The 25,187-nt window shown below is 55.5% G+C and carries 22 protein-coding genes and 1 pseudogene; 18 read left to right on the forward strand and 5 right to left on the reverse strand.

What is annotated here, in order from left to right; translation table 11 throughout:
* From AO068_RS19385 to AO068_RS19415, 7 genes and pseudogenes are all read left to right on the forward strand, one after another.
* The coding region (locus AO068_RS19385; RefSeq protein ID WP_177342387.1) for an RHS repeat-associated core domain-containing protein at positions 1-539 on the forward strand (539 nt) is incomplete at its 5' end.
* Positions 533-940, forward strand: a complete 408-nt coding sequence (locus AO068_RS19390) for an SMI1/KNR4 family protein (protein WP_063611885.1) — start codon at positions 533-535, stop codon at positions 938-940. The genes AO068_RS19385 and AO068_RS19390, both read left to right, overlap by 7 nt.
* Before the next feature lie 179 nt (positions 941-1,119).
* Positions 1,120-2,298 (forward strand): annotated as a pseudogene (locus AO068_RS29780) (RHS repeat domain-containing protein); the annotation flags it as partial.
* The gene (locus AO068_RS19400; protein ID WP_235592568.1) at positions 2,298-3,317 is read left to right on the forward strand and encodes a hypothetical protein; all 1,020 of its coding nucleotides are present in this window, start codon (positions 2,298-2,300) and stop codon (positions 3,315-3,317) included. The pseudogene AO068_RS29780 and the gene AO068_RS19400, both read left to right, overlap by 1 nt.
* A 226-nt stretch (positions 3,318-3,543) precedes the next feature.
* Positions 3,544-5,487: an RHS repeat-associated core domain-containing protein gene (locus AO068_RS19405; protein WP_442963733.1), complete on the forward strand. Its 1,944-nt coding sequence runs from the start codon at positions 3,544-3,546 to the stop codon at positions 5,485-5,487.
* Between the two features lie 10 nt (positions 5,488-5,497).
* A complete protein-coding gene (locus tag AO068_RS19410; RefSeq protein ID WP_058409197.1) occupies positions 5,498-5,770 on the forward strand; it encodes a hypothetical protein in 273 nt (90 codons plus the stop codon).
* 321 nt (positions 5,771-6,091) lie between these two features.
* The gene (locus AO068_RS19415) at positions 6,092-6,463 is read left to right on the forward strand and encodes a hypothetical protein (protein WP_058409198.1); all 372 of its coding nucleotides are present in this window, start codon (positions 6,092-6,094) and stop codon (positions 6,461-6,463) included.
* 239 nt (positions 6,464-6,702) lie between these two features.
* Here AO068_RS19415 and AO068_RS19420 read toward each other — a convergent pair whose 3' ends face one another.
* A complete protein-coding gene (locus AO068_RS19420) occupies positions 6,703-8,028 on the reverse strand; it encodes an OprD family porin (RefSeq protein ID WP_058409199.1) in 1,326 nt (441 codons plus the stop codon).
* Between the two features lie 451 nt (positions 8,029-8,479).
* Positions 8,480-8,704 carry a hypothetical protein gene (locus AO068_RS28830; protein WP_004663296.1) on the reverse strand — a complete coding sequence of 75 codons (225 nt, stop codon included), beginning with the start codon at positions 8,702-8,704 and terminating at the stop codon, positions 8,480-8,482.
* A 217-nt stretch (positions 8,705-8,921) separates the two neighbouring features.
* On the opposite strand from AO068_RS28830, the gene AO068_RS19430 reads away from it, so the two are divergent.
* Both AO068_RS19430 and AO068_RS19435 read left to right on the forward strand, forming a co-directional pair.
* Positions 8,922-9,251, forward strand: coding sequence for a DUF2790 domain-containing protein (locus AO068_RS19430; protein WP_004663292.1), 330 nt, complete (start codon positions 8,922-8,924; stop codon positions 9,249-9,251).
* A gap of 280 nt (positions 9,252-9,531) precedes the next feature.
* Positions 9,532-10,791, forward strand: coding sequence for a cation:proton antiporter (locus tag AO068_RS19435; protein ID WP_004654928.1), 1,260 nt, complete (start codon positions 9,532-9,534; stop codon positions 10,789-10,791).
* On the opposite strand, the gene AO068_RS19440 is transcribed toward AO068_RS19435, so the two are convergent.
* A complete protein-coding gene (locus tag AO068_RS19440; protein WP_058409200.1) occupies positions 10,792-11,691 on the reverse strand; it encodes an AraC family transcriptional regulator in 900 nt (299 codons plus the stop codon).
* Between the two features lie 281 nt (positions 11,692-11,972).
* On the opposite strand from AO068_RS19440, the gene AO068_RS19445 reads away from it, so the two are divergent.
* From AO068_RS19445 to AO068_RS19455, 3 genes are all read left to right on the forward strand, one after another.
* Positions 11,973-13,289 carry an ABC transporter substrate-binding protein gene (locus tag AO068_RS19445; RefSeq protein ID WP_058409201.1) on the forward strand — a complete coding sequence of 439 codons (1,317 nt, stop codon included), beginning with the start codon at positions 11,973-11,975 and terminating at the stop codon, positions 13,287-13,289.
* Between the two features lie 39 nt (positions 13,290-13,328).
* Positions 13,329-14,102, forward strand: coding sequence for an L-iditol 2-dehydrogenase (locus AO068_RS19450; protein ID WP_058409202.1), 774 nt, complete (start codon positions 13,329-13,331; stop codon positions 14,100-14,102).
* Between the two features lie 123 nt (positions 14,103-14,225).
* Complete coding sequence (locus AO068_RS19455) at positions 14,226-15,047, forward strand: DeoR/GlpR family DNA-binding transcription regulator (protein ID WP_002555713.1); 822 nt, start codon at positions 14,226-14,228, stop codon at positions 15,045-15,047.
* Between the two features lie 111 nt (positions 15,048-15,158).
* On the opposite strand, the gene typA is transcribed toward AO068_RS19455, so the two are convergent.
* Together typA and thiI are read right to left on the reverse strand one after the other, a co-directional pair.
* The gene (typA, locus tag AO068_RS19460; RefSeq protein WP_058409203.1) at positions 15,159-16,979 is read right to left on the reverse strand and encodes a translational GTPase TypA; all 1,821 of its coding nucleotides are present in this window, start codon (positions 16,977-16,979) and stop codon (positions 15,159-15,161) included.
* Between the two features lie 144 nt (positions 16,980-17,123).
* Complete coding sequence (gene thiI / locus AO068_RS19465) at positions 17,124-18,578, reverse strand: tRNA uracil 4-sulfurtransferase ThiI (RefSeq protein WP_058409204.1); 1,455 nt, start codon at positions 18,576-18,578, stop codon at positions 17,124-17,126.
* Positions 18,579-18,913: 335 nt separating this feature from the next.
* Between thiI and glnA the strand changes: the two genes are divergently transcribed.
* The 6 genes from glnA (at position 18,914) to ntrC (ending at position 25,092) form a co-directional block, all read left to right on the forward strand.
* A complete protein-coding gene (glnA, locus tag AO068_RS19470) occupies positions 18,914-20,320 on the forward strand; it encodes a glutamate--ammonia ligase (RefSeq protein WP_002555716.1) in 1,407 nt (468 codons plus the stop codon).
* A gap of 162 nt (positions 20,321-20,482) precedes the next feature.
* Positions 20,483-21,040: a chorismate mutase gene (locus AO068_RS19475; RefSeq protein ID WP_058409205.1), complete on the forward strand. Its 558-nt coding sequence runs from the start codon at positions 20,483-20,485 to the stop codon at positions 21,038-21,040.
* Positions 21,041-21,118: 78 nt separating this feature from the next.
* Entirely contained in the window at positions 21,119-21,661 is a 543-nt protein-coding gene (locus AO068_RS19480) for a DUF4124 domain-containing protein (RefSeq protein WP_080394988.1), read from the forward strand.
* Positions 21,662-21,672: 11 nt separating this feature from the next.
* On the forward strand, positions 21,673-22,290 hold the full coding sequence (locus AO068_RS19485; protein WP_058401836.1) for a DUF4124 domain-containing protein: 618 nt from the start codon (positions 21,673-21,675) through the stop codon (positions 22,288-22,290).
* Positions 22,291-22,573: 283 nt separating this feature from the next.
* A complete protein-coding gene (glnL, locus tag AO068_RS19490; RefSeq protein ID WP_002555720.1) occupies positions 22,574-23,659 on the forward strand; it encodes a nitrogen regulation protein NR(II) in 1,086 nt (361 codons plus the stop codon).
* Positions 23,656-25,092 carry a nitrogen regulation protein NR(I) gene (gene ntrC, locus AO068_RS19495; RefSeq protein WP_002555721.1) on the forward strand — a complete coding sequence of 479 codons (1,437 nt, stop codon included), beginning with the start codon at positions 23,656-23,658 and terminating at the stop codon, positions 25,090-25,092. The genes glnL and ntrC overlap by 4 nt, the downstream gene beginning before the upstream one ends.
* Positions 25,093-25,187: the final 95 nt, after the last annotated feature.

A 25,187-nucleotide genomic window follows, 5' to 3' on the forward strand; every position in this document is an offset into this window, starting at 1 on the left:
CGGGGCTTCACTACAACACGTTTCGGTATTACGATCCGGAGATTGGGCGGTTTATTACGCAGGATCCGATTGGGTTGAGTGGTGGGGATAATCTTTATCTGTATGCGCCTAATCCAACCGTTTGGGCAGACCCGCTTGGGCTCGCCGTTGACCCTATAGCCAAGCTGGAATCCAGGGGGTATTTCGGAGTACGAACTACAAGCGGAGGAGGACTAAACTACTCCGAAAGCAATGCTCTATACTCGAAGAAACCCAATATTAATCCAATTGTTGAAATTCAGTACACCGGGGATTACGATCTCGACTTTGAAACGGCTAATCGAGAGGCAGGTTTAAATCAAAAGAAAACGCCTAGTGGTCATGTGTGGCATCACCTGGATGATTACGACCCGAGGACTAACAGGGGAACCATGCAACTTGTTGAGCAAAATGCCCACCGTGGCATTTCTCACAAAGGTGGGGTAAACCAGTATAAAGTTGCTACTGGAAAACCCTATATTCATCCGGCAAGTAAAAGCATCGGAAAAACATCATGTTAATCCCATTGATAGACTCCGCACCACAAATATCAAACACGGACATTGAACATCTTGAGAAGGAGATTGGCGGAGAGCTTCCGTCTGAATTTAAAGATATTTACCTAAATACTAATGGCGGCAATATTGACGACAGCGAAGAAAGTAACTCATTACTGCTGTCCGGATTTGTGCCAATCAAATATGGACAGGTACCTATAGAGCAAGCTTATAAAGAGCTCGTGGAAGACTTCCCTGCTTTAAAAGGAAAAGTGCCCTTTGCTTTTGATGAAGGTGGCAACTATTTTCTTTTATCAACGTTCGGCCACGATCAAGGCGAAATTGGTTTATGGATTATGGATACAGAAGAGTACCACATAGTTTCAGATAGTTTCTCTGATTTTCTAGCCAGACTATCTACCTAAACCGTCAAATATGAGAAATACAAGCCTTAATATTACATATTAATAAAAGAAATTAAAGAACCGATCTTTAAAATATTATAGAGAAGCACAACACCTCTACACTCTATTGCGCGCATCTAAAAGCCTTGACAGCACAGCCAATTAAAAACCGACCTTACACTTTACAAGCTAACAACTGCGAAGCCTGTCGCTACGACGCCGCCGGCAACCGCCTGAACTTCAACACCAGCCGCTTCGACCGCGTCAAAGACAACCGCCTCAAACAATGGAGCAACCACGAATACAAATACGACGCGTGGGGCAATCTGGTCGAGAAAATCGTCGGCATCGTGCGCTGGCAAACCTTCACCTACGACAGCGAAAACCGCCTGGTCAAAACCGAGACCATGGCCAACAGCCAGGTGGAAAGCACCAGCAGCTACCAGTACGACAGCCTGGGCAGGCGCGTCGCTAAACAGTGGGAGATCAAGGGGCAGAGCGACGAGAAGCGCTTTCTTTGGCAGGGTCTGAGGATGCTGCGTGAAGAGGGTCCCGAGCACAGCAGCTTGTATCTCTATGAGCCTGGCAGCTATGCCCCGCTCGCCCGTGTTGATCAACGCGAGGGCGAAACCGGGAACAGGGTTTACTACTTCCACACCGACCAGATTGGTACACCGCTGGAGATGACCGACGCCGAAGGGCAGATCGTCTGGCAGGCGAAATACCGGCCGTGGGGAGCGATTGAAAAGCTGGTGGTGAACGAGGTCGAGCAGAACCTGAGGTTTCAGGGGCAGTATTTCGATGTGGAGACGGGGCTTCACTACAACACGTTTCGGTATTACGATCCGGAGATTGGGCGGTTTATTACGCAGGAGCCGATTGGGTTGAGTGGTGGGGATAATCTTTATTTGTATGCGCCTAATCCTAACGGATGGGTTGATCCAATCGGATGGATGCCCCTGTATAATCCAATATCTCGTGGTCACCATATGGTTCCACATACTGCTGCAACCAAACTTGGAATTGCTCCTTTCAACTCGATCAACAATGTGCCATCAATGTATTGGCTAGAACCTGGCCAGTGGAACGACCTCGAACACAGCTCCATGCATGGCTACAATAAAATCGGAGCCAATACTAGACCGCTACTAGATGCAGAAACCATCCGAAATAAAGGCTTATCTAATGATGACTGGCTTAAGTCTTTAGAAGCGCACTACAATAATCCGGAGCTCGCGAGCCAGCGAGGCGATTTAAGAATAGTCGAAGGTGGTAAACCTGGAAAAATTATTGCAAAAAACGTATCTCCAGCTCAAGCTTGGGAAGCAACAAAAAAATGGGCTCGTAGTAAAGGTTTCAGTATGGGAGGATGCAGCTAATGACAAACAAACACGTAAAATATATAACCCTGAATGATTCTAGAGTTATAGCGAGTGGCGAGCTCGATCTTGGAGGGAAGCGTATTAGACTATGTGAGTTCGATTTCTCAGAATTCTCAACAGTGCAACGCAAAGTAATTTTTGGTTGGGCTCGAGGTCGAGATAAAATTAAGTACGGCGAGACTTTTGAGTCAACACTACTTTCAAAGAAAAAAATCACCTTCACTGCAAGCACTGACTCTCTAGGCGCATCTATCGATTTGGATGGTAAGCGCATAACCCTAGATTTAGAAGCCATGCCGGCTGGAAACTACACCTTAGAGCTAACGATCTTTCTGGACAAACCTCTAAAGACACTCGGTGAAGTACCAGATCATATCAAACCGCTATTACAATACAGTCAGATATTAAATGTAATGGCAGTCATTGAAAAACAGCTTACCCCTAAGGCCTTACCTACACTTCATGCAGGACCAGTTTATGATGGCGCTGGTCGCTTGGGATTTTTCTTGGCCGACATAGACAAAATGGATGCAATCATAACAGAAGCGTCCAACACTGAGATTATTGACTTACAAAAAGAATTTTGCGAAACCGAAATTGCCAATGAATTATTCGAGGCAGGAGTTCTTATCTTAGTTTGGGGCATGACGCCTTGGCAGTACTATATATACGGCCTCTCCGAAAGTTCGGACGTGAATTTAATCCCAAGCGTTAAAAAACCTCAGTTTCGCGGGCAGTACAAAATCCACAATGACATTAAAAAACTAAGCGTTGTGCCGGGAGAGCAACTGCTAAACTGGCCATTATGCCGAGAGCAAAACTGGCCAAAAATAGACCTTTTGGGCGACGGCGAATCTGTTGAAGTAAATGTGCATCTCAGGGCATTTGATCCAATAGATGGTGAGTTCGGACCAGCGCTAGCGATAGTTACAGTCCACCGAGTCGATGAAGCACCATTGATTGAACCTCTGCTAGTTGTAGATATTGAAAGTGTAGATATCGATCCGGGATATTAAAAACCAGTTCTTTAAAAGCCAAAACTTACGGCAAGGACCAGCCCCCCATCTGGCAACCAACGCACGTGGTCTGCCGACCAGACGCCAGGACCCCAAGGGTTTTATCGTAGGCTACCAGTACGACAAGGCCCTGCGCCTTGCCGCGCTAATCAATGAAAACGACGCCACCTATACCTTCGCCTACGACGACTCCGACCGGCTGATCGAAGAAAAACGCATCGACCAGTTGACCCGCCGTTTCAGCTACAACCTTGGCGGGCATCTGACTCAGGTCGAAGAAACCGGCTACAGCGAAAAAGGCGAACGGCCGCAGCGCAGCACGTATTTCGAGCGCGACCCGATTGGGCGCCTGCTGGCCAGACTCAACGACGACGCCCGTCAGGATTTCACCTACGACGACAGCGATCGCCTGCTGTCCATTCAGCGCACACCCACCGACGGTGGCAGAAAACTCGGTGTCACGGCCGAAAAACTGGAATTCGCCTACGACATTCTGGGCCGCCTGACACAGGAATCGTCGCTCCAGGGCACGCTGGCCTACGACTACGATCCACTCAGCAACCTGACCACGCTGACCCTTCCTACCGGCCAGCACCTGAACCATCTGTATTACGGCAGCGGTCACCTGCATCAACTGAATCTCGATGGCCAACTGATCAGCGACATGGAGCGCGACGACCTGCACCGCGAGATCTACCGCACGCAGGGAAAACTCACCAGTTGCTTCGGCTACGACGCCCTTGGCCGCAAGACCTGGCAGTACGCAACCACACTGCTCGCAACCACACTGCCCGCTGAAAAACTCTCACAGATCCAGAACCCGCTCATAAAACCAGAGCGCTACGTCGAACACGCCTACAACCCGATCCACCGCCGCTACGAGTACGACCCGGCTGGCGAACTGAGCCGCACCCTCGACAAACTGCGCGGCGAGGTCACCTACGAATACGAAGCCAACGGCCGCCTGCTTGGACACAACCCCGAAAAACGCTTCGAAGGCGAAGAATTCCGCTACGACGCCGCTGGCAACCGCCTGAACTTCAACACCAACCGCTTCGACCGCGTCAAAGACAACCGCCTCAAACAATGGAGCAACCACGAATACAAGTACGACGCATGGGGCAACCTGGTCGAGAAAATCGTCGGCATCGTCCGCTGGCAAACCTTCACCTACGACAGCGAAAACCGCCTGGTCAAAACCGAGACCATGGCCAACAGTCAGGTGGAAAGCACCAGCAGCTATCAATACGACAGTCTGGGTAGGCGGGTCGCTAAACAGTCGGAGATCAAAGGCCAGAGCGACGAGAAGCGCTTTCTTTGGCAGGGTCTGAGGATGCTGCGTGAAGAGGGTCCCGAGCACAGCAGCTTGCATCTGTACGAGCCCGGCAGCTACGCGCCTTTGGCTCGTGTTGATGAGAAAAAGGGCGAGTTAGAGAACAAGGTTTACTACTTCCACACAGACCAGATTGGTACACCGCTGGAGATGACCGACGCCGAAGGGCAGATCGTCTGGCAGGCCAAATACCGGCCGTGGGGGGCGATTGAGAAGCTGGTGGTGAACGAGGTCGAGCAGAACCTCAGGTTTCAGGGTCAGTATTTCGATGTCGAGACGGGGCTTCACTACAACACGTTTCGGTATTACGATCCGGAGACTGGGCGGTTTATTACGCAGGATCCGATTGGGTTGAGTGGGGGTCTGAATCTTTATAGCTATGCCCCAAGCTCTACCAGCTGGGTCGATCCCTTTGGTTTGAGCTGTGAAAGTCTCAAAGGAAAATACTCTTCAGCCGAAAAGGCAAATTTGCCTAGCTGGGTTGCAGAATCGTTTACAAATGGTAAATATAAGACTGTAGTCACTACACAAGATATCTATGTGTACCGTGTATTTGGTGGAAATGCAAAAGCAAGCGGAGGCTTTGTTTCCACATCTCCGGCATCAAGCCGAATACAGGCAAAGCTGGACGCTGCGTTATTACCAGAATGGAAAAATACGCGACAGTTCGAGGCAAAAATACTGATACCTAAAGGCACAATTTTAAATATCGGCTCAGTAGCGCCCCAAGTAACTAAGTCAGGCACGATATTTAAAGGTGGGGCTGATCAAATTCTGATGCCACAAAACTGGCCAGAATCTTGGATCGTGGGTATTAAAACAATTAGAACTCCCTAGGAGGGAAGAAATGAGTAAGAACGAGCTAGAGCCATTAATAAAAAGCATATTGGTCGACTTGAGAAATGTCGAACTGATGCGCGGAGAATCTTACCTGCACGCAATAATAAGAAGCTATGAGAACACTCTAAGAGATCTATTAAAAGATTGCTTAACAGAGAACCTAATTAAAAGCTCACCAAGAGAATACCTAGAAATCTACAGCGATTATGAAAACCCTCTAGTTGAGCAAATGGACTTTGCTCAAAAACAACTACAAAAATATATCAACCATCACATTTAATTTTTCCAGCTTGAATAACTCTGTTACCTGTAATCACCTACAAGAGAAATGCTGACCACTAACTTATCAATGCGATACTGCCTGAGGCAGGTAAGGAAATATACTGGTGAACGAGGTCGAGCAGAACCTGAGTTTTCAGGGGCAGTATATGGAAATATTGGTTAGATAAGAGTAGCCCATTCGGTATGTTTTCTAACGCATGTAAATGTGCACCCAAGCTTTGAAAAAATTGGCCGCAGGAGCTTTTTGCGGCTAGGATTAGAGAGCAAGTAGATTACTACTTAGAGCAAATCAATCGTGAAATTAAGGCATTCAATCCAAATGAACGCTAAAGACATCATAGAAAAAGTCGACTTCAAATCGTACGTTTCTCCGAATCTATGCGATCCCATCACACGCGAATTAATCAGCAAATCAAAGATATCTGATATTTCCTTTCTGCTAGCTCCAGAAGTATCTGTCTATGATGATCAAAACAAAAACACGCTAAAATTAATTATAGAATTCAGAGCCAACAACCTGGCAGCCCAAGGGCGCCAGCTTAATGGCGCAGACCTATGTGCAGCATCGCTTGAAGGTTCAAAGGATGAGGCGTTGCGAAGCTGGGTCCCCTTGAAAGTAGAAAATCATCTCGTAATTTTTATAATAAACTCTGAAAGCTTTGAAATTGACGGCTGCATGTCATTAAGATAGACACCGGCCTCAACAACTAAAACTTATAACGAAACTTAAACATTAGGATACGCACAACAACCAAAACATCAAACTTTTCAAATGCGGGCTTCATCATTTGCAAAAACATTAGCCAAGGATGGGCGACATAATTCCGCAGCGCATGCCCTTCCTATATAGCGTATAAGATCGGGACTGTGAAAATATTCACGCCTCATCAAAAAAAGCGCCCCAAAGGACGCTTCACTCAATCATCCCCCTCAAAGCACACTCAACGGATACTCCACAATCACCCTCACCTCATCCAGATCCGATTCGAACGCCGTGGCACGAGTCGTTGCCTGGCGCACGCGCAGCGACAGGTCTTTCAGTGATCCGGTCTGCACAATGTATTTCGCTTCGATATCGCGCTCCCAGCGTTTCTGGTCGGTCAGCGGGTTGCCTTGTGCGTCGCGGCGCATGTAGGTGCTGTTGGCGTTGGAGTAGTCGGCGTCGGTGCCTTTGCCGTAGCGGGTCATGAATGACAGGCCGGGCACGCCGAAGGTGGACATGTCGAGGTTGTAGGTGACCATCCACGAGCGTTCTTTGGGTGAGTTGAAGTCGCTGTACTGGATGGAGTTGGCCAGGTAGATGGAGTCGGACTGCCGGAGGTAGTCGAAGTCATCATCGCCCTCGTTGCGCTGGTGCGAGAGCGACAGGGTGTGTGCTCTGTATTGCAGGGCGACTTTTGCACTCCAGATGTCGTTGTCGAATTCGCCGAGCAGTTTTTTGCCTTCGTCGGTGGCGTTGTAATAGTTCAGGCTGCTGGTCAGCGACAGGTCATCAGAGAGCGGCAGCACGTAGGACGCTGAAGCGTATTTCTGATCCCAGGCGTCTTTGAGTCGGCTGGTGTAGAGGCCAAGGCTCAGCCTGTCGGTGGCCTGATAGTCACCGCCGAAGTAGGCAACCCATGGAGAGTCCACGGCACCGCCGTAGAAGGTGACGAAACCGTCGCGCATGTTGCTGGAAACGGGCTGGCTCATGGCGTGCAGGCGACCGCCTTGCAGGGTCAGGCCGCTGATGCTGTTGTTGACGGCGGTAACGCCGCGAAAGCTTTCCGGCAGCAGACGGGAGTCGCCGAAGGCAACCACCGGGGTGGACGGAAACACATCGCCCACGTTGACGACGGTGTCGAAGGCTCTGGCCTTCAGCGAGCCCCCGACCTTGGTGTATTCGTCACGGGCGCGGCCTTCCCCATCGACCGGCAGCACGTCGAATGCGCTGCGGCCGCCGTTGCGGCCGTCACCGGTGTCGAGCTTGATGCCGATCACGGCAAATGCATCGACCCCGACGCCGAAGGTGCCTTGAGTAAAACCTGACTGGAATCGCCCGATGATGCCTTGCGCCCACGCTTCGGAGTAACCATTGCCGGTAGGGCTGGATTCGCCGTTGCGGTGGTCGCGGTTCATGTAGAAGTTGCGGTTGAGTATGGTCAGCGTGCTGCTTTCGATGAAGCCTTCTTTCTGCTCTTCAGCGAATACGGCAGCCGGTGCGACACCGGCGAGGGTCGAACACAGGGCCAGTGATAGAGTTTTAAGTTGAGTCATGTGCGCTCCGTCTAATCGGCAGATTGTTATAAACATGTCGATCTGGCTGTTTTTATTAACCCGAGCGCTGCCAGTGGGGCACAATCTTGAAGTGGCGAAGATAACGCCGAGGTGACGGGAAGATTACAAATATGAAAGGAAGTGCATTACAGCACGCCGTTGCTCAATAAAATAAAATACGCTTTGACCGGTGTAATCAGACATTCAAGATAGGACGAAGAGCGTCCAGAACGGCATTCCCTGGTTCAAGTGCACTCCTTCTGGCGGCTGTACCGGCCTTTTCGCGAGCAAGCTCGCTCCCACGGGCGCTGGAGCACGGGCGTGATAACGATTTGTGTAGATACGGGAATAAAAAAAGCGCCCCGAAGGACGCTTAAAGATTCGCCCCGACCAAAGGAGCAGGGAGCTACCAAGGGCGAATGGGGGTGCAGCGGGTCGGGCATCAAAGGCATCAGCCTTCGGACTTGGTCGACCGCTCGGCCTTGGCGTTGTCGTCTGTGTTGACGTAGCGCTCGGCTTTGTTGCTGCTGTTCTGTTCCTTGAAGCGCAGTTCCTGTGCAAGACGCATCTTGTCAGCCGCTGTGCTTGCGTACTCGTTGCCGTCGTCGGCGAAGGCTGCAGTGGCGGACAAGGCAGCTACGGCGAAAACCATCGACTTGATCAGTTTCATCATCATTACCTCTTTCGGTGTGTAAGGAGTTCCTTAAAAGCGCAGTGCTCGTCAGGGATGAAACAAGCTTACGTCCGGGTAGCTAACAGGAAGGTGAGCAGAGAATGACAATACTGTTAGAAAGCTGACATCTGCGAGATTACCGATTTGTAATGTTTCAGCCACTTTCCGGTTAGTGCGCACTTGGTAAGGTTGAACCACATTCAAACGGAGACAAAAGAAAATGCGCACCGCCAAATCGTTGTTACTTGCTCTGGTCATTCTTTCGCCACTGAGTGCTTACGCTTACACCACTGATGAAGTCAAAGCCACTACGGTGATCAAGGAACACCAGGCCAGCGTGCAGAAATACGCGGCTATCCATAACAAGCCGATGCCGGAGATCAAGGAGTACAAATACGGAATGAAGCTCGACGTTGCCAAGGTCATTCGCAAATCCCCGGATCTGCAAACCTGTAGCGTGATGCCGAAACTGATGACCTACGAGGACTCCAAAGGCAAGCTGAACACCGTGCAGTACCAGGTCCTGAGCGGGTGCAGAAACAGCCAGTGATTCTGAACCTGCCAGGGAGGCCACCCACCGTTACATCCCCCGTCAGCCCGGACCGTTATCCGGGCTGACTTTTTTGTGTCTGCAATGCCCCGCTTCTTGCGCTTTCAAGCGCTGCCTCATTCACTGATTCCTGCCTTTTTTGCAACATCACCGTATCTGCGTGGTCAACGCAAACCCCACTGTGTCGTGTCGCGATGTGTCTGGACATGGATCCGGTCCATCAAACACAGGCTCGGTTACGGTGATCGAGACACTGCACTTACGGATTCTGGAATGACGGATGCTTGAACTTGCTGCTGGTTTTATCTGCCTCACTGCGCTGCTGACCTATGTGAACTATCGCTTTATCGGTCTGCCGCCCACCATCGGTGTGATGGTCACCGCGCTGATGTTCTCTTTGCTGCTGCAAGGGCTGAGTTTTCTGGGCTATCCCGGTCTGGAAGATCGCGTCCAGCAGTTGATCGGTCAGATCGACTTCGGCGACCTGCTGATGAACTGGATGCTGTCCTTCCTGCTGTTCGCCGGCGCGCTGCACGTCAACCTTGCCGACCTGAGAAGCTATCGCTGGCCCATCGGCCTGCTGGCAACCTTCGGTGTACTGATTGCCACCACCGTGATCGGCGCGCTGGCCTACTGGATCTTTGCCCTGTTCGGCTGGCACGTCAGCCCGTTGTACTGCCTGCTGTTTGGTGCACTGATCTCGCCCACCGACCCGATTGCGGTACTCGGCGTGTTGCGTACCGCCAATGCCTCCAAACCGCTGAAAACCACCATCGTTGGTGAAAGCCTGTTCAACGATGGCACGGCGGTGGTGGTGTTCACCGTTCTGCTGGGTATCGCCCAGTTGGGCGAAACGCCGACGGTTGGCGAAACCGCCCTGCTGTTCGTCCACGAAGCAGTCGGCGGTGTGCTGTTCGGCGGCCTGATTGGCTATGCCGTGTACCTGATGATCAAAAGCATCGAGCAGTATCAGATCGAAGTCATGCTGACTCTCGCACTGGTGATCGGCGGCTCGGCAATGGCCTCCGAGCTGCATGTGTCAGGCCCTATCGCGATGGTCGTGGCCGGGCTGATCATCGGCAACCTGGGGCGTAATCTGGCGATGAACGACATGACCCGTCGTTACATGGACGGTTTCTGGGAATTGCTGGATGACATGCTCAACGCACTGCTGTTTGCGCTGATCGGCATGGAGCTGTTGCTACTGCCGTTCTCTTGGCAGCACCTGATTGCCGCCAGCCTGTTGGCCGCGGCAATTCTGCTGTCGCGCTTTGTCACCGTGGCCCCGGCTATTCTGCTGCTGCGTCGCTGGCGTAAGGTGCCGCACGGTACGATCCGCATCCTGACCTGGGGCGGCTTGCGCGGCGGTGTCTCGGTGGCACTGGCGCTGGCCTTGCCCACCGGGCCGGAGCGCGACCTGCTGCTGAGCATCACCTACATCGTGGTGTTGCTGTCGATCCTCTTGCAGGGCCTGACGATCGGCAAGCTGGTGCATGCCGTCACCCGCTCGCCGCAGGCGAAAGAGCCGGCAGAGCATTGATCAGCCGGATGCAGCGGCGCGCCGGTACTCACTGGGCGTCTGCTGCATCTCTACGCGGAAATGCCGGTTGAAGTTGGACAGGTTGGCGTAACCCACTTCAAAGCAGATGTCCGACACCGACATCTCGCTGTGCAGCAGCAACCGGCAAGCCCGCTGAACCCGCAGCTTGCGCATCAGATCAATAAAACAATGCCCGGTGGTGCGTTTGAAAAAGCGCGAAAAGCCCGGATCACTCATGTCCAGCCGTTGCGCGATGACTGACAGACGAATATCGCTGGTCAATTCAGTCAGCAGATAATCGAACGCCTTGTTGATCCGCTCGGAACTGCGCGCATCCAGGGTCGGGGCATACCAGGCGCTGGCCAGCAGACGAGCCTCCTGCGCAGGTGCCTTCATCAGTGTATTGACCAGTTGTAGAAACAGAATCAGCCGTTCCAGGCCTTGTGCCGGGCCGATCTGCTCCAGCAGTTGCGCAGCCTGCATGGCCGTTTCGCCGGTGAACTCCAACCCGCGACGTGCCTGTTCGAACAGACGCTGCAAATCGCCCAGTTCCGGCAGCGTGCCACGTAGCGCCAGCAACGCCGCGCCATCGAACTGCAACACCACGTCACGCCCGGCCAGGTGCTCGCCGGGGGCAAGATCGCCGATCCAGTCGTGGGGCAGATCGGGACCGATCAGGGCCACATGACCGGCACCGAACTCACCGATGTAATCACCGGCCACCAGCTTGCCACTGCCCTGGCGGATCAGGTGGATTTCAAATTCTGGATGGTGGTTCCAGCGGGCCAGCGAGTAGGGATAGTCGTGCTCGTACCAGCGAAAGCAGTGGTCTGGTTGCGGGAGAATAACCTCAAGCTCGGCGGGACGCTGCTCGAACAAGGCCGCTCGGCTATCAGGCACTGGATGCCCCTTTTATCGTTATAAATGCTCTATGGACACCTAAACATACGCCCTACGGCTCGGCCAGTGCTAGCTCACAATTAATCCGCCACCGGTACTTTTTTGCTTTCAGAGCGCCGCATGGCAAGCGGTTAAAAAAGTATCAGCCGATCGTTCGCCGTGCGTTTGTTCAGGCCGCAACAGGCTGCTGTAATCAAGCCGTCCACCATGGTGATTCAGCCGTGGCCAACAACAAAAACAATGACTCCCGCCAGCCAAGGCGCGGGATGGAGTGCCCTGAGATGAAGATCCGCAAAGCGCTTTTCCTGTCAGCGGGCGTGTCTGTCGCCCTCAGCAGCATGGCCGCGCAGGCCGCCGAGACCGTGACCATCGCCACCGTCAACAACGGCGACATGATCCGCATGCAGCGCCTGTCGAAAATCTTCGAACAGCAGCATCCTGATATCAAAATCAATTGGGTGGTGCTGGAAGAAAACGTCCTGCGCCAGCGCCTGACCACCGACATTGCCACCCAGGGCGGCCAGTTCGACGTGCTGACCATCGGCACCTACGAAACGCCACTGTGGGGCGCCAAGCAGTGGCTGGAGCCGATCACCGGCCTTGCGCCCGAGTATGAGCTGGAAGATATCTTCCCCTCGGTGCGGCAGGGTTTGTCGGTCAAGGACACGCTCTATGCCCTGCCCTTTTATGGCGAAAGCACGATCACCTATTACCGCACCGACCTGTTCAAGCAGGCAGGTCTGATCATGCCGCAGCAGCCAACCTGGACCCAACTGGGTGAGTTCGCGGCGAAGCTGCATCAGCCCGACAAAGGTATTTACGGCATGTGCCTGCGGGGCAAGGCCGGTTGGGGCGAGAACATCGCGCTGCTGAGCACCATGGCCAACGCGTTTGGCGCGCGCTGGTTCGATGAGCAATGGAAGCCCGAACTGAGCAGCCCGGAATGGAGCAAGGCTGCGAATTTCTACGTCGATACGCTGAAAAAGTATGGCCCGCCGGGCGTGTCGAGCAATGGTTTCAACGAAACCCTCGCGCTGTTCAACAGCGGCAAATGCGCCTTGTGGGTCGACGCCAGCGTGGCCGGCTCCTTCACGACGGACAAGGAACAGAGCAAGGTGGTCGACAGCGTCGGCTTTGCGCCTGCGCCGGTTGAAGTGACCGACAAGGGCTCTTCGTGGCTCTACGCCTGGTCGCTGGCGATACCGGCCACCTCAAAGCACAAGGACGCGGCCAAGACGTTCATCACCTGGGCGACGTCCAAAGCGTATATCCAGCTGGTCGCCGAGAAAGACGGCATCAGTAATGTACCGCCAGGCACTCGAACTTCTACCTACAGCGAGGCCTATCTCAAGGCTGCGCCGTTTGCCAGCGTCACGCTGCAGATGATGCAACACGCCGACCCCGCGCACCCCTCGGCCAAACCTGTGCCTTACGTCGGCATCCAGTACGTGACCATTCCCGAGTTCCAGGCCATCGGCACCTCGGTCGGCAAGCTGTTCTCCGCCGCCGTGACCGGCCAGACCACCACTGAACAGGCGCTCAGCGCTGCACAGGCCGTCACCGAACGCGAGATGAAACGCGCCGGTTATCCGAAGTAAAGCTGCGGCCCTCAACTGTATTGGACGGATGATGAACCCATGAAACGACTTGAAGGTAAAAGCGCGCTGATCACCGGATCGGCGCGGGGTATAGGACGGGCTTTTGCCCAGGCGTATATCCAGGAAGGTGCTCGCGTAGCCATTGCCGATATCAATCTGCAACGCGCACAAGCCACGGCGAACGAGCTGGGGCCCAACGCCTACGCGGTCAGCATGGACGTGACGGATCAGACGTCCATCGATCAGGCCATCGCCGCTGTGGTCACACAGACCGGCAAGCTGGATATCCTGATCAACAACGCCGCGCTGTTTGATCTGGCACCAATTGTCGATATCACCCGCGACAGTTACGAACGGCTGTTTTCGATCAACGTCGCGGGCACCCTGTTCACTTTGCAGGCTGCAGCCAGGCAAATGATTGCCCAGGGACACGGCGGCAAGATCATCAACATGGCCAGCCAGGCCGGACGGCGTGGCGAGGCGCTGGTGGCGGTGTACTGCGCGACCAAGGCCGCGGTGATCAGCCTGACCCAATCGGCCGGGCTGGACCTCATCAGGCATGGCATCAACGTCAACGCCATCGCACCGGGCGTGGTCGATGGCGAACACTGGGATGGCGTGGATGCGATGTTTGCCCGCTATGAAAACCGGCCGCTGGGCGAGAAGAAGAAGCTGGTCGGCGAGCAGGTGCCATACGGACGCATGGGCACGGCGGACGACCTGACCGGCATGGCGATTTTCCTTGCTTCGCCGGACAGTGAATACGTGGTCGCCCAGACCTATAACGTCGATGGTGGCAACTGGATGAGCTGAGGTGTGTCGGCTTCAAAGATGAGCAAGTCCGTGCAAAAAGGCCCGTCGCTGCTTCCATTGCCGGAGCGATTGGCTAAGATGCGCGGACCGCCTGTTGTCTTGGCGGCTCATCAAGGAGCACGAATGTCCACTGAAGAGGAGATCGCCATTTCCGGCGGTACACCTATGATCCCCGATCAGCGCCGGGAGCTGATGCTGCGTCAATTGCGCAAGCATCAGGTACTCAGCGTTCATCAGTTGATGGAGATGTTCGACTGCTCGCACATGACCATCCGCCGCGATATCGCCCAGCTGGAACAAGAAGGCCGGGCCTATTCAGTCACCGGTGGCGTGCGTATCGCCAGCCAGGTGCACAGCGAGCCCAGCCATCAGTCCAAGGCGGTTATAGAGCTGCCGCACAAACAGGGCATGGCGAGGCTCGCGGCGGGTTTGCTGCATCCGGACATGACGATCTATCTGGACGCAGGCACCAGCACACTCGAAATCGTCCCGCATATCATCGCGCTGTCAGGCATGACTGTGGTCACCAATGATTTCGGCGTAGTCAACGCGCTGGCCGATGCTGCGCATGTGGATGTGATTCACACCGGCGGGCTGCTCGATCACCCGAACCGCTCCAGCGTAGGCGGGCTGGCGGCAGCGACGTTGCGGCAACTTGCGACTGACGTGGCCTTCATGTCGACCAGCTCGTGGGACCTGCAACGTGGCACGACTACGCCGTCGGCGTTGAAAGTAGAGGTCAAGCAAGCTGCCATGCAGTCAGCCTCGCAAACCGTATTGGTCGCGACCAGCTCGAAATACGGCACCTTCGGCATGTACAAGGTGGCCGGGCTCGAGCAGTTCGACACCATCATCACCGATGCCGCGCTTGCTGAAGCCGCAGCGGATGGTATCCGTAAGCAGCGTATCGAATTGTTGCTGGCCCCGGTGGGTGGCAAGCGCTAAACACTTGATACCCGCCCTGAGCTTCGGCCGGTTGCGTGTCCCGATAATCCATCAGGCATAAAAAAACCCCGGTCTCTCGACCGGGGTTTTTTATTCAGCGCGGGCTAAGTATCAAGCCTTGGCTTTCTTGGCAGCGCGGGTACGCTCGCTTTCGTCCAGGATCTTCTTGCGAAGACGGATGGACTTCGGCGTTACTTCGCACAGCTCGTCGTCCTGGATGAATTCCAGAGCCTGTTCAAGGGTGAACTTGACAGGTGGAACCAGGGCGATGGTTTCGTCTTTGCCCGAAGCACGCATGTTGTCGAGCTTCTTGCCTTTGGTAGGGTTCACACCCAGGTCGTTGTCGCGGCTGTTCAGACCAACGATCTGACCACCGTAGATTTCCTGACCGTGCTCGACGAACAGCTTGCCGCGCGCTTGCAGGGTTTCCAGGGAGTAGGTCAGCGCCTTGCCGGTTTCAACCGAAACCAGAACGCCGTTCTGACGGCCGGACATGTCGCCGGACTTCATCACGTCGTAACGGTCGAAGATCGAGGTCAGGATGCCAGCACCGGAGGTGAGGGTCAGGAACTCGTTACGGAAACCGATCAGGCCACGGGCCGGGATGTTGTACTCAAGGCGAACACGGCCCTTGCCATCCGGAACCATGTTGGTCAGGTCGCCTTTACGCAGACCCATTTGCTCCATGATCGCGCCCTGGGATTCTTCCGGCAGGTCGATGGTCACGTTTTCGTACGGTTCGTGCTTCACGTCGCCTACGCGACGGATGATCACTTCCGGACGACCAACACCCATTTCGAAGCCTTCGCGACGCATGGTTTCGATCAGTACCGAGAGGTGCAGCTCACCACGGCCGGAGACTTTGAACTTGTCGGCGGTGTCGCCTTCTTCAACGCGCAGGGCAACGTTGTACAGCAGTTCCTTGTCCAGACGTTCCTTGATGTTACGGCTGGTGACGAACTTGCCTTCCTTGCCGCAGAACGGCGAATCGTTAACCTGGAAGGTCATCGAAACGGTTGGCTCGTCGACGGTCAGCGGCTTCATCGCTTCAACATTCAGCGGATCGCACAGGGTGTCGGAAATGAACAGCTGGTCGAAGCCGCTGATGCAGACGATGTCGCCAGCAGCTGCTTCTTCAACGTCCACACGGTGCAGACCGTGGTGACCCATCAGCTTCAGGATACGGCCGCTGCGCTTCTTGCCTTCGGCATCGATAGCAACAACCGGGGTGTTTGGCTTGACGCGACCGCGAGCGATACGGCCAACACCGATGACGCCCAGGAAGCTGTTGTAGTCCAGAGCCGAGATCTGCATCTGGAACGGGCCGTCACGGTCAACCTTTGGAGCAGGAACGTGGTCGACGATCGACTGGTACAGCGGAGTCATGTCTTCAGCCATGTCGGTGTGTTCCAGACCGGCAATACCGTTCAGGGCCGAGGCGTAGACGACTTTGAAGTCCAGCTGTTCTTCGGTAGCACCGAGGTTGTCGAACAGGTCGAAGATCTGGTCCAGAACCCAGTCCGGACGCGCGCCTGGACGGTCAACCTTGTTGATGACCACGATTGGACGCAGGCCGGCTTCGAAAGCCTTCTTGGTCACAAAACGGGTTTGCGGCATAGGGCCGTCCTGGGCATCAACCAGCAGCAGTACGGAGTCAACCATCGACATCACGCGCTCTACTTCACCACCGAAGTCGGCGTGGCCCGGGGTGTCCACGATGTTGATGTGGTAGCCATTCCAGTTGATCGCGGTGTTCTTCGCGAGAATGGTAATGCCGCGCTCTTTTTCCTGGTCGTTGGAGTCCATCACGCGCTCGTCGTTGAGCTCGTTGCGCTCAAGGGTGCCGGACTGGCGCAGGAGTTTGTCTACCAGGGTGGTCTTACCATGGTCAACGTGGGCAATGATGGCGATGTTGCGTAGATTTTCGATCACTTGTGTATCTCGATCAGAGGATTCGGTCTGCTGACTGTTTATAAGGCAGCGATTAACTATTTCGAGTCGGCAAAAGCCGTTACGGCATGACGACTGGTGTCGGGGGGCCGGTGACGCAAGCCACAGGCAAACAGCCCCGGGCACTTAGCTCGGTCGATAAACGCGCACATTGGCATGCCCCTCACTGAGCAAATGGTGAGCATGCAGGCGACTCATGACGCCTTTGTCGCAATACAAAAGGTACTGGCGCGTGTCATCCAGTGCCTTGAAACGGCTGTTCAATGCGTAGAACGGCAACGTCTGTATCTCCACGCCAGGCACTTGCAGCGGCTGGTCCTCTTGGGCATCCGGGTGACGGATGTCGATGATGACCTGACCGGCCAGCGCCTGGCTGACTTCTTCAATGTCGACATTGCGGCTCAGATCGTCGATAACCCGATCGATCGAAATCAGCTTCGCGCGTTCAAGCGCTTGCTCGAGAATCGCCATGTCGAACTGTTTTTCTTCGTACTCAACGCGATTTCGCTTGGCGTTGGTCTTCGGGTTGACCGAAATCACCCCGCAATACTCAGGCATGTGCCGGGCAAAATCGGCAGTGCCGATTTCAGTCGCCAGGTCCACGATGTCCTGCTTGTGGCTCGCAACCAGCGGTCGCAGGACCAGCTTGTCTGTAGCCGCGTCGATCAGCGACAGGTTTGGCAGCGTCTGGCTGGCAACCTGTGAAATCGCTTCGCCAGTTACCAGCACGTCGATTTCGAGACGATCAGCCACGGCGGATGCAGCGCGTAACATCATACGCTTCAAAACTACACCCATATGACTGTTATCGACTTTCTGCAGAATTTCTCCGAGAACTTCCTCGAATGGCACGCTGACAAACAGCACCCGCTGCGAACTGCCGTACTTCTTCCAGATGAAGTGAGCGACTTCCATCACGCCCAGTTCATGGGCACGTCCGCCCAGATTGAAGAAGCAGAAGTGCGCCATAAGGCCGCGGCGCATGATCTGGTAGGCCGCAACGGTCGAGTCGAACCCGCCGGACATCAATACCAGGGTCTGCTCCAGCGCACCCAGCGGGTAGCCGCCCATGCCCTGATGCTGGTCATGAACGACAAACAACCGTTGGTCGCGAATTTCCATCCGCACGACCAGATCGGGCTTTTTCAGCTCGATTCCGGCGGCGCCGCATTGCATGCGCAACTTGCTACCGACGTATTTCTCGACATCCATCGAGCTGAAATCGTGACGACCGGCGCGTTTGCAACGCACTGAAAACATCTTGCCGGGCAGCAGGTCGGCGTAGTGCAGTTTGCACTTGGCGACGATGTCATCCATGTCGCCCAACGGGTACTCGGCCACCTGCAGAAAGTTGGCAATGCCAGGCATGCAACTCAGCCGGTCCCTGATGCCCTGCAGCACTTTGGGGTCGGTCTTGCGGGTCTCCACCTCAAGGTTGTCCCATACGCCACCCACGACAATGTCCGCGTCCAGTTCACGGAGCACGGTACGAATGTTCTTGCCCAGTTGCCGGATGAATTTCTTGCGCACCGGCGGGCTTTTAATGGTGATTTCTGGAAAAACTTTAACGATTAGTTTCATGGAAACAGCGCGTGAGGTGCCGACTGAAAAAGGGGGGCGCGGATTATAGCGGAAATTGCTCAACGTTTAACCAGTTATCGTACACCCGACCATCAACGCACCAAAAAGAGTCGGCGCACCAAATTGCAGCGCCATAACGGTGCGTACTTTTCTCGGCAGACGCGTTTAAATCCCCTGAAAGCCAGCTTTTGAAGCAAAAAACCCAACACGGGGCACTGGCATGCAAATTGCTCCCTTGTGAGGCAGGTTGCCTTGGCAGAATATTCGCGCCGGCATCACCCAAATTCAAGGGACCCAGCCTATAGAAGGCGGTTCTTAGCCACCCGGAGGACACCATGTCGAAGTCGGTTCAACTCATCAAAGATCATGACGTTAAGTGGATTGATCTGCGCTTCACGGACACTAAAGGTACGCAGCACCACGTGACCATGCCAGCTCGCGATGCGCTGGAAGATGACTTCTTCGAAGTCGGCAAGATGTTCGACGGCTCCTCCATCTCTGGCTGGAAAGGCATCGAAGCTTCCGACATGATCCTGCTGCCGGACGACGAAACCGCTGTTCTGGACCCGTTCACCGAAGAACCGACCCTGATCCTGGTGTGCGACATCATCGAACCGTCGACCATGCAAGGTTACGATCGTGACCCACGCGCCATCGCTCGTCGCGCCGAGGAATACCTGAAGTCCACCGGTATCGGTGACACCGTATTCGCAGGCCCTGAGCCAGAATTCTTCATCTTCGACGAAGTGAAATTCAAGTCCGACATCTCGGGCTCCATGTTCAAGATCTTCTCTGAGCAAGGTTCGTGGATGTCCGACCAGGACGTGGAAGGCGGCAACAAAGGCCACCGCCCAGGCGTCAAAGGCGGTTATTTCCCGGTTCCGCCGTTCGACCATGACCACGAAATCCGTACCGCCATGTGCAACGCTCTGGAAGAAATGGGCCAGACCGTTGAAGTTCACCACCACGAAGTGGCGACCGCTGGCCAGAACGAAATCGGCGTGAAATTCAACACGCTGGTTAAAAAGGCTGACGAAGTTCAGACCCTGAAATACGTTGTTCACAACGTTGCTGACGCTTACGGCCGCACCGCGACCTTCATGCCAAAGCCTCTGTACGGTGATAACGGTTCAGGCATGCACGTGCACATGTCCATCGCCAAAGATGGCAAGAACACCTTCGCAGGTGAAGGCTATGCCGGTCTGTCCGACCTCGCTCTGTACTTCATCGGCGGCATCATCAAGCACGGCAAGGCGCTGAACGGCTTCACCAACCCGTCCACCAACTCGTACAAGCGTCTGGTTCCAGGCTTTGAAGCACCGGTCATGCTGGCCTACTCGGCGCGTAACCGTTCCGCTTCGATCCGTATTCCTTACGTCAACAGCCCACGCGGCCGTCGTATCGAAGCACGCTTCCCGGATCCTTCGGCCAACCCGTACCTGGCCTTCGCGGCTCTGTTGATGGCTGGCCTGGACGGCATCCAGAACAAGATCCACCCTGGCGACGCAGCTGACAAGAACCTGTATGACCTGCCGCCTGAAGAGGCCAAAGAGATCCCACAAGTTTGCGGCAGCCTGAAAGAAGCGCTGGAAGAACTGGACAAGGGCCGTGCGTTCCTGACCAAAGGCGGCGTGTTCAGCGACGACTTCATCGACGCTTACATCGCACTGAAAAGCGAAGAAGAAATCCGCGTTCGTACCTTCGTACACCCACTGGAATATGAGCTGTACTACAGCTGCTGATCCAGCCGCGCCAGCGTTGATGGCGTAACAAGAGACCTCCTTCGGGAGGTCTTTTTTTGCCTGTATTTTGTGGCGTGAAGTTTTATTCACCCCGCAAGGCTGGCCCTGACCAGGCACTTGGCGTTAAATCTGCGTCTCCTCAACAACCCGAGATGGACCGCCATGCGCCTGCTTCTGGCCACTTCCCTGCTGACCCTGACGTGCATGTCTTCCTGCTTCGCCTTCGCCGCCGAGCAGAAGCCCTCTGCTATCGAGCCGCTGTTGCAAGCCATCAGCGAGCGCCTGTCCATCGCCGATCAGGTTGCCCTGAGCAAATGGGACAGCGGCAAAGCCGTCGAGGACCCGCCGCGCGAGCTGCAAGTCATCAGCGCAGCGCAGGCCCGCGCTGCCGAGTTCAAGCTGAACCCTGACGACGTTCAACGCTTGTTCAAGGCGCAGATCGAAGCCAACAAGCAAATACAGAATGCACTGCTTGCCCAATGGCATGCAGCGGGCAAAGCCCCTGATACGACCAGGCTGAGCCTGGTGGACGATATCCGCCCGAAACTCGACCGGTTGCAAACCCAGCTGCTGCAGGCATACGCCGACTTCCAGCCACTGCGCAAGACCGAAGACTGCAGGATCAAGCTGGATATGGCGCTCAAGCGCTATCAGACCGACCCGATTCATGATCAGGCGCTGGTGCTGGCCACCGCCGATCTTTGCTCGGCAAACCTCTGACACATCAGGCGGATAGCGCAGCATAGGGCGATGTGTTCTATGCTGACGGCCAATTGTGCCATTGCTGTCGAGAGTCTCATGCGTCAAAGCCTGATTTGCCTGCTGCTGTTGATCAGCCTGCCTGCCTTGGCGCAGATCTATAAGTACACCGATGCGAACGGCAACACTGCGTTCAGCAATCAGCCACCCAACGGCACCAAAACCGAAGTGGTCGAGCTGCCGCCGCTCAACAGCATCGAAAAGCAGACACCCGCCAGGCCGGTGGTTAACAGCACGCCGCAACCGGCCCCTGCACAACCTCAGCCACAATCACAGCCACAGACGGCCTATGACGTGCTGGAACTGACGGACCTGCCCACCGACGAGGCGTTACGCGCCAACAACGGCACGTTCATCATCGGCGTGAAGATTCAGCCACGCCTGCAACAGAACCATCGCCTGCAATTGCTGCTGGACGGTAATCTGTATGGGCAGCCCTCCAACCTGCCGCGCTTTCAGGTGGTCAACATCGATCGTGGCGAGCACAGTTTCGCGGTAGTGGTGAAAGACGGCGAGCGGATTATTCAGCAGAGCGAGACCATTACGCTGACCATTCAGCGCGTGCACCTCGGTAAACCATGAACAGACACAGAATGCACAGCGCGCTGATCTGCCTGCTGCTGCTAATGGCGCTGCCAGCCGCTGCCGACGTCTATACCTACATCGACGCGCAAGGCAATCGGGTGTTTACCGACCAGCCGCGCAAGAACGCCAAGCGCGTCGATATTCCACCCAGCAACAACATGACCGGCACGCCGCCAACCCGAACCTTGAAAGCACACCCTGCCAAACCCGCCGTGCAGCCGATGTTTCATTATCAGCTGCTGAGAATTCTGGTGCCCGAGCCGGACGCCACACTGGTCAATCCCAGTGGTGATCTGATCGTTACCGTCACCAGCGAACCGGTGTTACAACCGGGGCACAGCTACCGGCTACTGCTGGATGGCGTTGCCGTCGGCGAGGCCGGCCGCAGCCCTGTCTTCCCGCTGAGCAATGTGGATCGCGGCACACACCAGTTGTCGGTAGAGATTTTCGACGAGCTTGGCCGTGTTCTGGAAAAAACGCCGAACCAGCCGTTTCATCTGCAGCGTATTTCCCTGGCGCAAAAACGCGCGACTCATCCCTGCAAGGAGGATGATTACGGCGTGCGTCCCGAGTGCCCACTCAAGGACAAGCCCGAGCCTAAAAGCAGCATCCTGCCTTTCTTGTGATCCTCGGCAAAGTCAAAGCACCTTTTTGGTGCTCCATCTGCGCACCTGCGCAACAATACAGTCCAATTTGGTTCAGGAACCCGGTGTAAGTAGCGCCGTATGCGGGCACTCGCTCGAAAAACGGCCCGACTTTGCAGATAAAGCGCTTCTTTTCGGAGCCTTGGTTTGGTTTTTGCAACTTCACTGAGACAGCACCGTATTGGTGGCCTTGCTCCTGCTGGCGCAGACCAACCAGCACCAGCATTGCGCAACTGCAATGTGCCAAAAGAGGTCAACACGATTCATGACTATCAGCGACGCGCTGCACAGACTGTTACTGGATAACCTGACCACTGCCACCATTCTGCTCAACGCCGACCTGCGACTTGAGTACATGAACCCGGCAGCGGAAATGCTGCTCGCCATCAGCGGGCAGCGCAGCCATGGGCAATTCATCAGCGAGCTGTTCACCGAGTCGGCTGAGGCACTGAGTTCGCTGCGTCAGGCAGTGGAACAGGCTCATCCTTTCACCAAGCGCGAAGCGATGCTCACCGCACTGACCGGTCAGACACTGACTGTCGACTATGCCGTGACGCCGATTCTCAGCAAGGGCGATACCCTGTTGCTGCTTGAAGTGCACCCACGAGATCGATTGCTGCGCATTACCAAGGAAGAGGCCCAGTTGTCCAAGCAGGAAACCACCAAGATGCTGGTGCGTGGCCTGGCTCACGAAATAAAGAATCCGCTGGGCGGCATTCGCGGCGCCGCACAGCTGCTGGCCCGCGAGCTGCCTGAAGAAAGCCTCAAGGATTACACCAACGTCATCATCGAAGAGGCCGACCGTCTGCGTAATCTGGTCGACCGCATGCTGGGCTCCAACAAGCTGCCGTCGCTGGCGATGACCAACGTGCACGAAGTGCTTGAACGAGTGTGCAGCCTGGTCGAGGCCGAAAGTCAGGGCTGCATCACGCTGGTGCGCGACTATGACCCAAGCATTCCCGACGTCTTGATCGACCGCGAGCAAATGATCCAGGCCGTGCTCAATATCGTGCGCAACGCCATGCAGGCCATCAGCGGTCAGAACGAATTGCGCCTGGGACGAATCACCCTGCGCACCCGCGCCATGCGCCAGTTCACTATCGGCCACGTTCGCCATCGGCTGGTCAGCAAGATCGAAATCATCGACAACGGCCCCGGTATTCCGGCCGAACTTCAGGAAACCATTTTTTACCCGATGGTCAGTGGCCGCCCGGATGGCACAGGGCTAGGTCTTGCCATTACCCAGAACATCATCAGCCAGCACCAGGGCCTGATCGAGTGTGACAGCCATCCCGGCCACACCACGTTCTCGATCTTCCTGCCGCTGGAACAAGGAGCAGCTTCGACATGAGCCGTAGTGAAACTGTCTGGATCGTAGACGACGATCGTTCTATCCGCTGGGTACTGGAAAAGGCCTTGCAACAGGAAGGCATGACCACACAAAGCTTCGACAGCGCCGACGGGGTGATGAGCCGTCTGGCCCGTCAGCAGCCGGACGTGATCATTTCCGACATCCGCATGCCCGGCGCCAGTGGCCTGGACCTGCTGGCGCGGATTCGCGAGCAGCATCCGCGTCTGCCGGTGATCATCATGACCGCCCATTCAGATCTGGACAGCGCCGTGGCGTCTTATCAGGGTGGCGCTTTCGAGTACCTGCCCAAGCCGTTCGACGTCGATGAAGCCGTCTCGCTGGTCAAACGCGCCAATCAGCACGCCCAGGAACAGCAAGGCCTGGACGTCGCACCGACGCTGACCCGCACCCCTGAAATCATTGGCGAAGCGCCAGCGATGCAGGAAGTGTTTCGCGCTATCGGGCGCCTGAGCCATTCCAACATCACCGTGTTGATCAATGGTGAGTCGGGTACCGGCAAGGAACTGGTCGCTCATGCACTGCACCGCCACAGCCCGCGCTCGGCGTCGCCGTTCATTGCGCTGAACATGGCTGCGATTCCCAAGGACCTGATGGAGTCGGAGCTGTTCGGCCACGAAAAAGGCGCATTCACCGGCGCGGCCAACCTGCGTCGCGGTCGTTTTGAACAGGCCGACGGCGGCACGCTGTTTCTCGATGAAATTGGCGATATGCCAGCCGACACCCAGACCCGTCTGCTGCGCGTGCTGGCCGATGGCGAGTTCTACCGGGTCGGCGGGCACACGCCGGTCAAGGTCGATGTGCGGATCATTGCCGCGACACACCAGAATCTGGAAACCCTGGTACAGGCCGGAAAATTCCGTGAAGACTTGTTTCACCGTCTGAACGTGATCCGTATTCACATTCCGCGCATGTCGGACCGCCGCGAGGACATCCCGACCCTGGCCAAGCACTTCCTCAGCCGCGCGGCACAGGAACTGGCAGTCGAACCCAAGCTGCTCAAGGCCGAGACCGAGGAATACCTCAAGCATCTGCCGTGGCCTGGCAACGTGCGTCAGCTGGAAAACACCTGCCGCTGGATCACGGTCATGGCCTCGGGTCGTGAAGTGCACATCAGCGACCTGCCACCGGAACTGCTGAGCCTGCCGCAGGACGCCGCCCCGGTCACCAACTGGGAACAGGCGTTGCGTCAGTGGGCCGACCAGGCCTTGTCTCGCGGTCAGTCCAGCCTGCTGGACAGCGCTGTGCCGACTTTCGAGCGGATCATGATCGAAACCGCCCTAAAACACACCGCAGGCCGCCGCCGCGACGCCGCCGTGCTGCTGGGCTGGGGCCGCAACACCTTGACCCGCAAGATCAAGGAACTGGGCATGAAGGTCGATGGCGGGGATGACGACGAGGCTGATGAGGGCTGAGTGATTATATGATGGTCATTGGTGCCAATGCTCCGCATTGGCATGCATTTCGAAACACTCTGCGCCGCGCCTACTATTCAAGGCAGGACGCAGAG

Origin of the sequence: Pseudomonas sp. ICMP 3272, from assembly GCF_001466905.1 — a bacterium.
GTDB classification, from domain to species: Bacteria; Pseudomonadota; Gammaproteobacteria; order Pseudomonadales; family Pseudomonadaceae; genus Aquipseudomonas; species Aquipseudomonas amygdali.

Excerpts from the sequence above, each read along its gene's own strand:
- thiI (WP_058409204.1), bottom strand. The coding sequence starts at position 18,578 with ATGAAACTAATCGTTAAAGTTTTTCCAGAAATCACCATTAAAAGCCCG.
- glnL (WP_002555720.1), top strand. The coding sequence starts at position 22,574 with ATGACTATCAGCGACGCGCTGCACAGACTGTTACTGGATAACCTGACC.
- AO068_RS19485 (WP_058401836.1), top strand. The coding sequence starts at position 21,673 with ATGCACAGCGCGCTGATCTGCCTGCTGCTGCTAATGGCGCTGCCAGCC.
- ntrC (WP_002555721.1), top strand. The coding sequence starts at position 23,656 with ATGAGCCGTAGTGAAACTGTCTGGATCGTAGACGACGATCGTTCTATC.
- AO068_RS19410 (WP_058409197.1), top strand. The coding sequence starts at position 5,498 with ATGAGTAAGAACGAGCTAGAGCCATTAATAAAAAGCATATTGGTCGAC.
- AO068_RS19450 (WP_058409202.1), top strand. The coding sequence starts at position 13,329 with ATGAAACGACTTGAAGGTAAAAGCGCGCTGATCACCGGATCGGCGCGG.
- AO068_RS19430 (WP_004663292.1), top strand. The coding sequence starts at position 8,922 with ATGCGCACCGCCAAATCGTTGTTACTTGCTCTGGTCATTCTTTCGCCA.
- AO068_RS28830 (WP_004663296.1), bottom strand. The coding sequence starts at position 8,704 with ATGATGATGAAACTGATCAAGTCGATGGTTTTCGCCGTAGCTGCCTTG.
- AO068_RS19455 (WP_002555713.1), top strand. The coding sequence starts at position 14,226 with ATGTCCACTGAAGAGGAGATCGCCATTTCCGGCGGTACACCTATGATC.
- AO068_RS19475 (WP_058409205.1), top strand. The coding sequence starts at position 20,483 with ATGCGCCTGCTTCTGGCCACTTCCCTGCTGACCCTGACGTGCATGTCT.
- AO068_RS19400 (WP_235592568.1), top strand. The coding sequence starts at position 2,298 with ATGACAAACAAACACGTAAAATATATAACCCTGAATGATTCTAGAGTT.
- AO068_RS19415 (WP_058409198.1), top strand. The coding sequence starts at position 6,092 with ATGAACGCTAAAGACATCATAGAAAAAGTCGACTTCAAATCGTACGTT.
- AO068_RS19420 (WP_058409199.1), bottom strand. The coding sequence starts at position 8,028 with ATGACTCAACTTAAAACTCTATCACTGGCCCTGTGTTCGACCCTCGCC.
- AO068_RS19435 (WP_004654928.1), top strand. The coding sequence starts at position 9,532 with ATGCTTGAACTTGCTGCTGGTTTTATCTGCCTCACTGCGCTGCTGACC.
- glnA (WP_002555716.1), top strand. The coding sequence starts at position 18,914 with ATGTCGAAGTCGGTTCAACTCATCAAAGATCATGACGTTAAGTGGATT.
- AO068_RS19480 (WP_080394988.1), top strand. The coding sequence starts at position 21,119 with ATGCGTCAAAGCCTGATTTGCCTGCTGCTGTTGATCAGCCTGCCTGCC.
- AO068_RS19390 (WP_063611885.1), top strand. The coding sequence starts at position 533 with ATGTTAATCCCATTGATAGACTCCGCACCACAAATATCAAACACGGAC.
- AO068_RS19445 (WP_058409201.1), top strand. The coding sequence starts at position 11,973 with ATGAAGATCCGCAAAGCGCTTTTCCTGTCAGCGGGCGTGTCTGTCGCC.